This is a genomic window from Candidatus Mycolicibacterium alkanivorans (assembly GCF_022760805.1).
In the GTDB taxonomy this organism is placed as follows: Bacteria; Actinomycetota; Actinomycetes; order Mycobacteriales; family Mycobacteriaceae; genus Mycobacterium; species Mycobacterium alkanivorans.
The window spans coordinates 58,559-71,354 of the sequence record NZ_JAIVFL010000001.1 but is presented as its reverse complement, the minus strand read 5'-3'; the positions used below and the strand labels follow the sequence as shown (position 1 = coordinate 71,354).

Genomic DNA, 12,796 nt, shown 5'->3' with positions numbered 1-12,796 from the left:
CGAGTACCACTCTACGCGCCCTGTCCAGCGGCAACGGTGCGGCAGACAATTTCGGTCACTACGGTGAGAGCGTGGCCGAGACCGATCGTGTGCGCTGGGACGAGCGCTATGCCGACCGCGGGCCTGCCCAGGTCGGGCCACCCGTGGTGTCCGCCGACCACCCGTTCCCGACTTCAGGTCATGCGATCGATCTGGCGTGCGGGCAGGGCGGTGTGTCGGTGTGGCTGGCGTTGCGCGGGCTGGACGTTGTCGGTGTCGACGTGTCGCCGGTGGCGATCGAGCGGGCCCGGGAATTGGCCGCCTCCAACGGGATTGGCGGCCGGTGCCGCTTCGAGGTTGCCGACCTCGACGAGGGACTGCCGGCTGGGCCACCCGCAGATGTCATCGTTTGCCACAAGTTTCGCGACCGCAGGTTGGACCGCGCCATCGTCGAGCGGTTGGCTCCGGGCGGGTTGCTGGCAATCAGCGCGCTCAGTGAAGTCGGGGCCCGACCCGGGCCGTTCCGCGTGAGCGCCGGCGAACTGCCGCAGGCGTTCGCGGCCCTCGAGCAGCTGGCCGCGGGGGAGGGCGACGGCGAGGCCTGGCTGCTGGCCCGCGCCGTGAGCTGATCCCCGCCGAGCGTGGGCCCTATGCAGGGGAAAGCCGCGAAATTCCTGCACAACCCCCACAGTGGGCGCCGGACGATGTTGCCTAGATTGCATACTCCGGCAGATCCACTTTGTCGGCGACGTCGCCGATGCGCAACTGGTCCTTCGCCGCCGCCTAGCGCAGCTTCACCATCCGCGTGGTCGAGCTCTCGTCGAGCTCGACCAGGTCGGCCCGTGACCGCAGGAAGTCGCTGAAGGACTTGAACCCCAACGACTTCTCCGAGAACGACGGGTCCATCCGCTTCATCTGGGCCTTGACCGTCGAGTTGTGCAGCCACTCGACGTCGTCCTTCTCCAGGCCGATCTGCAGCGCCCGCTTCAGCAGTGCCGTCGCGGCGGCCTGCGTGTCGGGTGGCTCGGGCTCGGGGGACTTGGTGCTCTTGGTGCTCGGCTTCTCCGCCTCGCGGGGCGGCTCGAACACCGGCACGCCGGGCAGCGCGTCGTAGATGACGAACTCGTCGCACGCCGCCGCCAGCGATCGGCTCGAGGACCCGGCCACCCCGATGCCCACCACGTAGCGGCCCAGCCGCTTGCAGCGCTGCGCCAGCGGGATGTAGTCGGAGTCGCCGGCCACGATCACCACATGGGTGAGGTCGGGCAGCCGGAACATGTCCTCCACGGCGTCGACGGCCAGCCGGATGTCGGCGGCGTTCTTGCCGTAGGCCGCCACCGGGAACAGCTGCACCAGGTCGACCGCGCGACCGACCAGCTGCTCCTGGTACTCGGCGTTGACGTCGGCCGACCAGTCGGCATACGCGCGCGTCAGGACCACCGTCCCGAACGACGACGCGAAGTCGAGCACCGCGCCGACGTCCACCCGCGCCCGGGCCAGCTTTGCCGCCTCGAGACCTTTGGCCTTGTCGCGTTGAAAAGAGTTGCGTCCGTTGACCTGGTCGTAACGCGAGATCACGATGTTGTCGAAGTCCAGATACACCGCGACACGGGTCATACCGGGTTCGGTCATGTGCTGAAGTCTTGTCCATCTTGTGACGAAGCACGCGCATTTGCGCAGAACGATTCGGTCACTCGATCCGTCTATGATTCAGGGGCCTCATCCGTTCGGGTGGGTGTCGCGGCGAGAATGGCCGACCTTTGTGGAGTGATCCGGTGTCTTTGAGTCGTCGTGCGCGCGGGGCGTACCTGGCCGCAGTGTTGGCGGTGCTGGCCGTCCTGGGCGGCGTGGTGATCTCCACGGCGCCGCACTGCCCGGAGCAATGCCGTACCGAGGCCGCCGCGCGGGTGCCGCAACCCGCGCCGTCGAAGGATCCCGCGGTCGTCGCCGTCAGCCCCGCCGACGGGGCCACCGACGTCGACCCGCTGGCAGCGATCACCGCCGTCGCGCATACCGGCATGCTCACCCACGTCACGATGGTCAACGACGCCGGCAGGTTCGTGCCGGGCGTGGTCACCCCGGATTTCAAGACCTGGAAACCCACCATCGCGCTGGGCTACGGGCGCACCTACACCCTGACCGTCGACGCCCGCGGGCCCGGCGGTGTGCCGTCCACGGCGACCTCGACCTTCCAGACCCTGGTCCCCGGCAAACAGACCGAGGTCTACCTGACCGCCCCGGGCGGCCAGCCGCTGGACGGCGCGACGCTCGGCATCGGCGCCATCGTCGTCGCACACTTCGACGAGCCCATCGCCGACCGGGCCGCCGCCGAGCGACGGTTCCGGGTCACCACCACCCCGCCGGTCACGGGCTCCTGGTACTGGATGGACGACCAGAACGCGCACTGGCGACCCGAAAAGTACTATGCGCCAGGCACTTCGGTGACGGTGAAGGCCGACATCTACGGAGTCCCGCTCGGTAACGGCCTCTACGGCCAGGAGGACAGCACCGCGACGTTCACCATCGGCGACGCCCATGTCTCGGTCGCCGACGACACCACCAAGCAGGTCAGCGTCTTCGACAACGGCAAGCTGGTGCGCACCATGCCGACGTCCATGGGCCGCGGCGGCACCGAGACCATCGGCGGGCAGACCCTGTCGTTCTGGACCCCGCCCGGCGTCTACACCGTGATGGACAAGGCGAACCCGGTGATCATGGACTCCTCGACCTACGGCCTGCCGATCAACTCGCGGCTGGGCTATCGGGAGACCATCCCGTATGCCACTCGCATCAGCCCCGACGGCATCTACCTGCATCAACTGAACGCCACCGTGTGGGCGCAGGGCAACACCGACACCTCACACGGGTGCCTGAACCTCAACGGTGAGAACGCGGCATGGTTCTACGGCTTTTCGAGGCCCGGCGATGTCGTCGAGGTCCGCAACACCGGCGGTCCGCCGCTGCCGGTCTGGCAGAACGGGGACTGGACACTGTCGTGGAGTGACTGGCTCAAAGGCAGTGCGCTGCACTAGCTTTCAGTCGCGCCTGGTGTGCCCGGTGCCGCTGGAACCCTTGGCGGCCTGCGACTCGGCCCTGACCCGACCGGCGGTCGACGCCGTGGCGGCCTTGGCCGCGCTCGACGGCCGGGTGGACCTGTCGCCGCCGATGCCGAGGTCCCGCTTGACGTTCTCGACGCCCTGCTGGACGGCGCCCGGGATCTGGTGCAGCGCAGTGCCGACGACCTTCGGCGGCGGCAGCAGCGAGAACGGTGTGTACACCTCGGGTGGGCTGACCGGGTTGTTGTCGGGGTAGCCGGCGTTGACGATCACCGTCAGCACCGGCTCGACGGCGTCGGCGACGAGGTTGCCGACCGCGCCGCCGACGTCGCGCAGCGGCCGCAGCATCGCCAGGTCCTTCGACTTGTAGGTCACGTAGATCGTGGTGTTGCCCGGCGAGAGCGGTTCGAAGGTGTAGGTGCTGTCGGTCTCGACGATGTAGTGGCCGGGCGGGGCGTCGAAGTTGACAGTCTTGCCATCGGGGCTCAGCAGCGGGGCCGGCAGTGTGGTGACGTCCTGCTTGCGGTAGCGGTAGGCGTACTCGGTGATCGAGTTCAGCAGGGCGACGAGGTTAAGCGCGTAGGCCGGGACGTCGGAGTTCCACGCGTACTCGTAGCCGACGTCGATGATCGGCGCGCCGGTGTCGGTCGGCGTCGGCAGCGGGTTGACGTTGACGATCGACCAGGCGGGGTAGCGCGAGGCGTAGCCGCCGTTGGGCCGGTCGATGTTGTTGTCCAGCAGCCAGTTGGTGTTCTGCAGCGTCGGATCGCCGTTCATGGCGTACTGGCTGATCAGGGCGCTGGCGTTGCCCGCACCACGGCCGGAGCTGACGACGCCGTTCGGCACAGGGTTGGTCTTGAGCGCCTGGTCGATGGCCGCCACCTGGATGTAGTCCTGGAGCAGGTGAAACGTCGCGACGGCGGTCGGGCCGTAGACGCCGGGGCCGGCGACGGTGGGCCCCGGCATGGTGTTCCAGTCCAGGCCGTAGAACTTGTCGATGCCGGTGGCGTCCCAGTTGGTGGCGCTGCCCGGGGTGACCACTGCCGCACGCGCCTGCGGCGCCGCCGACGACACACCGACCACCGACGCCGTTGCCGCCGCGACGACAGCGGTGACGGTACGCGTTCTCATTGCACCCGACCTCCTGGGCATCGACCAAGTTGCCCCGAAAGCTACCGCACCACTGGGCCGGGACGTGCACCGACGGGCGCCGCTGACGCGGCAGAAAGTTGGGCCCCGCTAAGTGACGTGAGTTTGCTGTCGGTCGGCGGCGGGGCGGCCGCCATCGGGTGACATCCGACCCCGGATTCCGTCTATGATTCAGGCGTCAATGGTGACGCCGGCAACACAATCGTCGACCAGTTCTGGAGCGAATTTCGGTGAGTCTTCCCCGTCGTGTCCGCACGACTGGCCTGGTCGCGGCGGTGTTGCTCCTGGGGATCCTGGGTAGCGACGTCGCCGGGCTGCCCGGCTGCGTGGGCGGTTGCAAGACGGCCACCGCCAGCGCCGCGGCCGAGCTGGCTCCGGCGGCGCCCACGCCGCCGGTGCTGGGTGTTGCCCCGGCGAACGGCGCAGCGGAGCTCAGCCCGCTCACCCGGGTGACCGCCGCGGTTCTCGACGGCACGCTGACCAACGTCACCTTGCAGGACGACTACGGCAATGCCGTTGCCGGTGCGATCTCGCCGGACGGCAGGTTATGGCAGCCGACCGAACCGCTGAAGTATGGGCGCAGCTACACCATGCAGGTCGCCAGCCGCGGCACCAGCGGAATTCCGCTGGCCCGGACCACGTCGTTTGCGACCGCGACACCGAACAACGTGACCGCGGTCTACCTGGAGACGCCGGGCGGACTGCCGATCCACGAGGATCGGCGCTACGGCATCGGCACGATCATCGCGGCGCGCTTCGACGCGCCGATCGCCGACAAGGCCGCGGCCGAGCGTCAGCTCGTCGTCAGGACCAACCCGCCGATGCAGGGGTCGTGGTATTGGCTCGACGATGCGACCGCGCACTGGCGTCCGGAGAAGTACTACGCGCCGGGCACCACGGTGACGGTGGCGGCCAACATCTTCGGGGTGCGACTCGGTGACGGGCTCTACGGCCAGGAGAACGAGAAGGCGACGCTGAGGATCGGTGCTGCGCACATCTCGATCGCCGACGACATCACCAAGACGGTGAACGTCTTCGACAACGGCAAGCTGGTGCGCAGCATGCCGACGTCGATGGGCCGCGGTGGCACCGAAACCATTGCGGGACGGACGTTCTCGTTCTGGACGCCGCCCGGGGTGTACACGGTGATCGACAAGGCCGACGTGGTGACGATGGACTCGTCCACCTACGGTCTGCCGGTCTCCTCGTCGATGGGCTACAAGCTGAAGATCCCGCACGCCACCCGGATCAGCACCGACGGGATCTACCTGCATCAGCTCAACGAGACCGTCTGGGCGCAGGGCAACACGAACACCTCGCACGGCTGCTTGAACCTCAACGGCGAGAACGCCGCGTGGTTTTTCAGGTTCTCGCAGCCGGGCGACGTCGTGGAGGTGCGCCACACCGGCGGCCCGTCGCTGCAGCCGTGGCAGAACGGCGACTGGACCGTTCCGTGGGACAAGTGGCTCGAGGGCAGCGCACTGACGCCCAAGCCGTAGGGTTGCTCGCCCGTCCTGACTGACGCCGCAGTCAATTAGCGCTGCGCGACCCGCGCCGAAGTGCGAAGGCGGGTAGTGACTTAGCTCACAACCGGCGTAGGCTGGAAGCGTCTCGTCGAGAAAGGGAGACGCCATGAAGGGTGCATTTCGTGATCCGGTGGATCACTCCCGAACAACTCAACCCCATGCCGGTGAATCGTTCATCGACACGCTGTGGTTTCCAGGTCTGCTGCTGATCGCCCTCAGTGTGGTCGGCATGGCCGGAGTGGTTGCGGCCCTTGCTTACAACGACCACGGGCCGCTGGCGGTCTTGGTTGCGGTGGCGGCCGGGCTGCTGATCGCCGGCGCGCTGATGATCACGGTCGAACATCACCGGGTGCAGCGGGTGGAGCGACAGTGGCTGGCTGAGCATCCGAACCACTGGCGCGACCACCATCACCACGCGGTGTAGCTGCCGCCTGATGCGGGGCGTCCGTCCCAGCGACGGACGCCGAGGCCCTGTGCGTTTGCTGGAACTTTCCTGAGTGTCGATTTCCGGGTAACAGTTGGGGATCGGTTCGGGCACCCGGGTTGTCGGGTGGGTGGTTCGTGATCAGTATTTATGGCGTTCGAGGTGGGAAGTTTCCTGCTCACGCGCAGTCCGGCCAACCGAATCCCCTAATCCCCTAACGGGGATTGCTGGGACATCCCGGTAGGGGCCCTGTCGGGTAGGGGACTGCGCCCCATGTTGGGGGCGGGAGCTTCGCCATAGCGTGGCAATCAGTCACCGGGCGGGGCCGGCGAAAAGTGTTCGAGTTACGAGAAAGGCACTCCCTATATGGACTCCCTGCTGCAATTCATCCTGGACCTGTTCCGCAACGAGAGCGCCGCGCAGACGTTCGTCGCTGACCCCAATGCCGCGCTGGCCAATGCCGGTCTGGCCAACATCAGCCCCGAGCAGATCCAGTCCGTGGCCGCCTCGGCGATCCCCGGTCTTCAACTGGTCGGCGCTGACCCGGTTTCCTCTCTGGCTCAGACGGTTTCGGACCAGTACGGCTTCGCACCGGTGGCCGAGGCTGTGCCGTTCCTCGCCGCACCCGTCGCTCAAGTGATCGGCGACCAGGCGCTGCAGGTCGGTGCCGACGCCGGTACCGGCCTGGCGGCCGCGGTCGGCGAGGGCATCGGTGCCGGACTCGGCACGGCTCTTGGCGGCGGGCTCGAGACAGGCCTGGGCATCGGCAGCGGCGCCGAACTCGGCGGTGGCGCCGGCGGTGGGGTCAATGCGGGTCTGGGTAGCCAGGTCGGCCTGGGCACTGGACTCGGTGTTGGTGGCGGTGCGGAGGTCGGCGGTGCTTTCGACGCTGGGCTTGGTACTGAGGTCGGTCTGGGCACGGGTCTGGGTAGCCAGGTCGGTCTGGGCACTGGACTCGGTGTTGGTGGCGGTGCGGAGGTCGGCGGTGGTTTCGACGCTGGGCTTGGTACTGAGGTCGGTCTGGGCACGGGTCTGGGTAGCCAGGTCGGTCTGGGCACTGGACTCGGTGTCGGTGTCGGTGGCGGTGCGGAGGTCGGCGGCGGTTTCAATGCCGGTCTGGGAGCACAGGCTGGCGTCGGCGGAGAGAGCGGCATTGGCACCGGCTTCGGCGTCGGCGGCACCGGACAGGTCGCCGGCGGTGCAGAACTCGGTGGCGCAACACAACTCGGCGGACAAGCCGGTGGCGGAGCCCAGATCGGCGGGGGTGGTGAACTCGGCGGGCAGGTCGGCGGCAACGCCGGGGCCAACATCGGCACCGGACTTGCCGCGGGTGGCAGCGCGGAAACCGTCGATCGCGCGCGCTTTTCGACCAGCAGCGGAATCGACGCTGAGCGTCGCGCGGCGCTGAACACCAACTCTGCGGGCACGCCTTCTGTCAACAGCGGGCTCAGCACGCAGGAGAACTTCAGCTCCACCTCCAGCGCCGGCGTCAGCAGTCCGCTCGGTGGCGCGAGCTTCGCCAACCAGACCGCTGCTGGCGGCGGCGGGGCGATCGGTCTCGGCGGGAGCGGTCTGAGCGCCGCCGGCAACAACGCCATGACCACGGCCACCTCGGCCGGGATCGTAAGCCCCCTCGGTGGTGCTGCTGTCGGCACCCAGGCAGCGGCCTCCAACAACGCGGCCGCGAGCTTCCTGCACAACGAGGGTGCCGCACTCGGTGGCCAGTCCACCGTGGCCGGTGGCTTCGGCGCGCAGTCCAACTTGGGCGGCGGGTTCGGCGGACAGACCAATATCGCAAGCGCATTCGGCGGCCACACCAACGCGGAGGTTGCCCCACCGATCGCCGGCGCGAACCTCGGTGCTCACACCAATGTGGCTGCGGGCGCAACCGCCGGGGCCGGTGGCAGCGCGGACTTCCTCAACCACGAGGCGACCACCCTAGGCGCGCACAGCACCGTCCAGGTGGCTGGCGCCACCAACGCGGCCGCGTCGGCCGGGCAGACCGGATTGAGCGGAAATGCCAACGCTCACAACAGTTTCGGCACCCACACCGACATCCTCGGCCAGGACAGCGCCTCGCTGGGCGGGCACAGCACCATCAGCTCCGGTGGGGGCGTCGTGACGCACGCGCCGGGCAGCCAAGGAGCGGTCATCCAGACCGGCGGTTCGGCGGTCGGCGATGGCGAGGTGGCGTCCGGTTCGCACGGCTCCTCGGTCATCACCGGGGCGCAGGGCAGCAGCGCAGCCAGCGGTGCTACCTCGGTGGGTGCCAGCCACGCGTCGGCCGACGTCGACCAGCACTCGGCACTGGAGTCGTCGACCCACGTGGCGGCCCCGGCGCCGGATCACTCGGCGTTCGACCAGTCGTCGCACGCGGCGACCGACTACTCGAGCCACTCGCTGTTCGACGTCAGCCACGACCCGTCGGCTTCGCACGCCCAGGCGGCCACCGACTTGGCGTCGCACAACCAGTTCGACCAGCACACGGGCTTCTGAGTCGCAGAGTCAGCGGGTGGCTTTCCCGGCGAGCAGACGCACAATCGCACGAAAAGTGTGCGATCGATGCGATTCTGCGTCTGCTCGCGGTCACGGACTAACCCATCCTTGGACTCGATGACCTTGGCCCATTACCGGGCCTTGGGTTCGGGTGCACGATGGTGACCATGATCAAGTACGACCTCGATACGGCCACATCGGTGTTGACCGAATTCTTGGGCGCAAGCCTCGCCATTTATGGCGGGGTGAGCCCATCCGGTGTGTCGGCGGGCGTAGCCCGGCGTTCAGAGAGGTCGGGCTTGGCCGTCGATGTATTGCTTGATGATCGACAGCGGGGCGCCTCCGCAGGAGACGGCGAAGTAGGACGGCGACCACAGGTGTCCGCGCATGCGGGCGCGCACACACGCGCCGGTGAATTCGCGTCGCACCGCGTAAGCGGTGCGGCCCTTGAGCCGCTGCGCGAGAACGGAAATCGCCAGCGTGGGCGGATAGGCGACCAGCACATGCACGTGGTCGGTTTCGCCGTTGAACTCGACCAACTCGACATCGAGCTCGGCGCACACGGTACGCATGGTGGTTTCGGCGAAGGTGAGTATTGGATCGGTGAACAGTTTGCGTCGGAACTTGGTTACGAAGACGAGGTGGGCGTGCAGCAGCGACACGCTGTGCCGTTTACGGCGATACGTCGTTTGTGTCAGTGGTCACCTCTACGGTTGAGCTTGTGGGTAAGGCCTATCGCATGGCGCCGACACCGGCCGCCGAGCCGGTGCGCAAGCCGCGTGCGCGTAAACGCCCGAAGGGCGCGCCCACCCATGTGCGGTCGTGGCCGCTGCGGCCGACCCCAACGCAGTGCGGCCAGATCGGCACTCGGTTCTTCACCGGGGTGCGGGTGTATAACGCGGTGCTGGGCGAGTTCATCGGGCGTAGCCGCGCGGTGAAGGCCGATCCGGCCTGGCAGGCGGCGCGCGAATTGCCGCGACGCACGGCCGCCGAGCGTAAGAGGCGTGGTGCCGCCTTTGGGGCGGTGCAGGCTGCGCATGGGTTCACCGCCGATGCCGCACAGTCGTTCGCGTCGTCGCTGCGCAAGTCGTGGGTGCGTGAACATCTGCCGGCGCAGGAGACCCAGAATCTGGGGGTGCGAGCGTTTGATGCGGTGCGCCAGTGGCACGTCGGCAAGAAGGGCAAGCCGCGGTTCAAGAACGCCCGGCGCGGTCTGCATTCGGTGGCGGCCAAGGACGGCAATGGTGCGCTGCGGCCGAACACCGATGATGCTGGGCGGTTGGTCGGGTTGCAGTGGGGCGCGGGGTTCGTGGCGCCGATCGCCGCGCCGGCGGTGTCGGGGCGGCGCGGCCGTGAGCAGCAGGCCGAGCTCGCTGAGATCGAAGCGCTGATCGCGGCCGGGAAGGTGTTGTCGACCCGGATTGTGCGCACGGTGATCAACGGCAGCGACACCTACCGGATGCAACTGGTCTGTGATGGGCGTCCGACCCGCCGGCACCCGGTCGGCGATGGGCGGGTGTCGTTCGACCTCGGCCCGAGCCAGATCGCGGTCGCCGTGTCGCGCGCCGACGGGAGCTGGTCGGGCTGGGTGGAACCGTTGGCGGATGCCATCCGGTTGGACACCAAGAGGCTGCGCCGCGCGCAACGGCATCTGGATCGCCAGCACCGCGCCGGATCACCAGACTGTTTCCGCTCCGATGGCACCCACACGTGGGTCCGGTGCGGCTGGCGGCGTTCGCACGCCGCGCAGCGGACCGCTGGCCGGGTTGCTGAGTTGCATCGCCGCCTGGCCGAGCACCGCAAAACCTTGCATGGGGCGCTGGGCAACCGGCTGTTGGGCCACGGCGCCGATATCGCCTGTGAGCGACTCGATTACTTGTCGTGGCAGAAGAACTTTCCGCGCAGTGTGCGCGACCGGGCACCCGGGTTGCTGGTGGAGGTGATGCGCCGCAAGGCTGAAAGCGCCGGCGGACAGCAGCTCTACGAGTACAACCCACGCACCACCGCCTTGTCGCAAACCTGCCTGTGCGGGAACCGCAAGAAGAAACCGCTTTCGCAACGGGTCCACCGCTGCGCATGCGGCATCACAGAGGATCGGGACCTGTTTTCGGCCTGCCTGGGACTGCATGTCCGCACCGGGGTCGATGGGGTCGATCGGCTGGACTTGCCGTCAGCCCGTCAGGGCTGGGGGCATCGTCACGACGTCGACGAGTCGCCGAAGTCCAGCCGTAGTGCATCAGCACGCAAGCGGCGAGGCCGCAGACATCCGCCCTCGCGGAGGTCAGTGGCGCGCATCAAAGCCTGACGCGCAGCGCGGGCCAAGATGCGACAGAGCCGCTCGGCACAAACCTCCACTACCGACCAGCCCACGGCGATAGCCGCATGAGCGCCTATCGAGACAGCCGGCCGGCACGAGGAATCCCCGCAGTTCACTGCGGGGAGGACGTCAATGTGCATCCGGAGTCGGCCTTCGACAAGAACGATTTCGCCGAACTGGCCAAGACCATCGACCCGCACATCGAATCGACCGGAGACCTGGCCGGCGTCATCATCGACGCACCGCATTTCCCGGGCTGGGACGGCTTCGGGGCGATGGTCATGCCGCCGCTTCGTGCGCGACCACGAGAAGCACATCAAGAAGGTCGCCGTGGTCACCGACTCCCACCTCGCCGACGTCGCCGAGCACCTGGGATCGCACTTCGTCTCCGCGCAGATCCGCCACTTCCCGGCCGGAGAGGTCGAGCAGGCGCGGCAGTGGATCGCCGGCAACTAGGACCAGGTTTCCGGCCGGTTGTGCCCGCCGTCGGAGTTGGTCGGCCCGCAGCTGGCCCACCGCGCCGGTCTTTGACAGCATGCTGTCGGAATGGCTGATGCTATGATGTCATCATGCGCACGACGGTCACCCTTGACGACGACGTGGTCGCGCTGCTGCGCCGGGTCATGAAGCGGCGCGGGGTGTCGTTCAAGACCGCGCTCAATGACGCCATTCGCGATGGCGCGGAAGGTCCGTCCGCGGCGGCGCCGTTTCGGACTCGGACGGCAGACCTCGGGGTGCCGGCGGTTAATTTGGACCGGGCCCTCCAGTTGGCTGCCGAGTTGGAAGACGAGGAGCTGGTTCGTCGACAGCGCCGCGGCGCGTGAGGATCGTCGACGCGAATGTGCTTCTGTATGCGGTGAATTCGGCCAGCAATCACCACCAAGCGTCGCGGCGGTGGCTCGATGTCGCGTTGTCGGGGTCCGATACCGTCGGGCTGACGTGGGTGGTGCTCCTTGCGTTCATCCGATTGACTACAAAGGAGGGCCTGTTCCCATCCCCGCTTCGCGTCGATGAGGCCATGGGCCAGGTCGCCGACTGGTGTCAGGCCCCGGGCGCTGCGCTGGTGAGTCCGAGCGTCCGGCATTACGACATCCTGGGTCGGCTGCTCGACGACGTGGGCGCCGGTGGCAATCTGGTCAACGACGCCCATCTGGCGGCGCTGGCGATCGAGAACCGGGCCAGGATCGTGTCCTACGACAGCGACTTCGGGCGCTTCGCGGGTGTGCAGTGGGATCGCCCGGATGCTCTGCTCTGAGCGGCTCTAGCGGCCGAAGCCATCCAGTACGGCCTGCACCCCGACATCCCAGCGCCGGTTGACCGACGCCGCCGACGTGCCCAGCCACCGACCCGCCTCTTGGACGGCCAGTCCCTGTGCCAGAGCGAGCAATACGTGGGCGACGTCGACCGGGTCCCCGGCCAGCATTCCGGCGTCGATACAGCGCTGCACCTTGCCGACCAGGATCTCGCGCACCGTCGGCGCGGCCGCGAGCTCGGGCCCGGCGTCGAGGTCCTGGAACGGGCGGCCGAACATCACCCGGGCCAGCGGCGGATAGTCCAGGCAGAACCGGCGGAACACCGGGAGCAGCGCCCGCAGGTCGGCCAGCGGGTCGGCGGTCTCCGGTAGGGCGGCCAGCTCCCCACCGAGCCGGCGGAACCCTTCGAAGAACACCGCCTTCAGCAGTCCGTCCTTGTCGACGAACAGCTCGTAGACCGCGGGCACCGACGTACCGGCGCGCTCGGCCACCCTGCGGGTGGTGAAGCCGGACATGCCGTCCTCGCACAGTGTGCTCACCGCGACGTCGACCACCCGGTCGCGCAGCTCCGGCGTGCGCTGCTTGACCCTTGCCAC

Annotated in this window: 13 protein-coding genes; 9 read left to right on the top strand and 4 right to left on the bottom strand. The window is 68.1% G+C overall.

Translation table 11 applies throughout. The features are described from left to right. The first annotated feature begins 71 nt into the window (after positions 1–71). Positions 72–608: a class I SAM-dependent methyltransferase gene (locus K9U37_RS00405; protein WP_243070023.1), complete on the top strand. Its 537-nt coding sequence runs from the start codon at positions 72–74 to the stop codon at positions 606–608. Between the two features lie 154 nt (positions 609–762). Here K9U37_RS00405 and K9U37_RS00400 read toward each other — a convergent pair whose 3' ends face one another. Continuing rightward, on the bottom strand, positions 763–1,611 hold the full coding sequence (locus K9U37_RS00400; protein ID WP_243070022.1) for an NYN domain-containing protein: 849 nt from the start codon (positions 1,609–1,611) through the stop codon (positions 763–765). A gap of 143 nt (positions 1,612–1,754) precedes the next feature. On the opposite strand from K9U37_RS00400, the gene K9U37_RS00395 reads away from it, so the two are divergent. Further along, positions 1,755–3,011, top strand: coding sequence for a L,D-transpeptidase (locus K9U37_RS00395; protein WP_243070021.1), 1,257 nt, complete (start codon positions 1,755–1,757; stop codon positions 3,009–3,011). Between the two features lie 3 nt (positions 3,012–3,014). On the opposite strand, the gene K9U37_RS00390 is transcribed toward K9U37_RS00395, so the two are convergent. Next, positions 3,015–4,166: a PE-PPE domain-containing protein gene (locus tag K9U37_RS00390; RefSeq protein WP_243070020.1), complete on the bottom strand. Its 1,152-nt coding sequence runs from the start codon at positions 4,164–4,166 to the stop codon at positions 3,015–3,017. Between the two features lie 242 nt (positions 4,167–4,408). Between K9U37_RS00390 and K9U37_RS00385 the strand changes: the two genes are divergently transcribed. The 3 genes from K9U37_RS00385 (at position 4,409) to K9U37_RS00375 (ending at position 8,630) form a co-directional block, all read left to right on the top strand. After that, a complete protein-coding gene (locus K9U37_RS00385; RefSeq protein ID WP_443627153.1) occupies positions 4,409–5,683 on the top strand; it encodes a L,D-transpeptidase in 1,275 nt (424 codons plus the stop codon). A 133-nt stretch (positions 5,684–5,816) separates the two neighbouring features. Then, positions 5,817–6,134 (top strand): protein UsfY, encoded by a 318-nt coding sequence (gene usfY / locus K9U37_RS00380; RefSeq protein ID WP_243070018.1) that lies wholly within the window; start codon positions 5,817–5,819, stop codon positions 6,132–6,134. 366 nt (positions 6,135–6,500) lie between these two features. After that, a complete protein-coding gene (locus K9U37_RS00375; RefSeq protein WP_243070017.1) occupies positions 6,501–8,630 on the top strand; it encodes an IniB N-terminal domain-containing protein in 2,130 nt (709 codons plus the stop codon). A 284-nt stretch (positions 8,631–8,914) separates the two neighbouring features. Here K9U37_RS00375 and tnpA read toward each other — a convergent pair whose 3' ends face one another. Then, on the bottom strand, positions 8,915–9,328 hold the full coding sequence (tnpA, locus tag K9U37_RS00370) for an IS200/IS605 family transposase (protein WP_243073155.1): 414 nt from the start codon (positions 9,326–9,328) through the stop codon (positions 8,915–8,917). Between the two features lie 23 nt (positions 9,329–9,351). Here tnpA and K9U37_RS00365 point away from each other — a divergent pair, with 23 nt between their 5' ends. The 4 genes from K9U37_RS00365 (at position 9,352) to K9U37_RS00350 (ending at position 12,202) form a co-directional block, all read left to right on the top strand. Beyond that, on the top strand, positions 9,352–10,935 hold the full coding sequence (locus K9U37_RS00365; protein ID WP_243070016.1) for a zinc ribbon domain-containing protein: 1,584 nt from the start codon (positions 9,352–9,354) through the stop codon (positions 10,933–10,935). A gap of 306 nt (positions 10,936–11,241) precedes the next feature. Then, entirely contained in the window at positions 11,242–11,403 is a 162-nt protein-coding gene (locus tag K9U37_RS20105) for a SpoIIAA family protein (protein WP_243070015.1), read from the top strand. Positions 11,404–11,516: 113 nt separating this feature from the next. Continuing rightward, positions 11,517–11,771 carry an antitoxin gene (locus K9U37_RS00355; protein WP_243070014.1) on the top strand — a complete coding sequence of 85 codons (255 nt, stop codon included), beginning with the start codon at positions 11,517–11,519 and terminating at the stop codon, positions 11,769–11,771. Then, complete coding sequence (locus K9U37_RS00350) at positions 11,768–12,202, top strand: type II toxin-antitoxin system VapC family toxin (RefSeq protein WP_243070013.1); 435 nt, start codon at positions 11,768–11,770, stop codon at positions 12,200–12,202. Before K9U37_RS00355 ends, K9U37_RS00350 begins: the two co-directional genes overlap by 4 nt. A 6-nt stretch (positions 12,203–12,208) precedes the next feature. Here K9U37_RS00350 and K9U37_RS00345 read toward each other — a convergent pair whose 3' ends face one another. Further along, positions 12,209–12,796, bottom strand: coding sequence for a TetR/AcrR family transcriptional regulator (locus K9U37_RS00345; protein ID WP_243070012.1), 588 nt, complete (start codon positions 12,794–12,796; stop codon positions 12,209–12,211).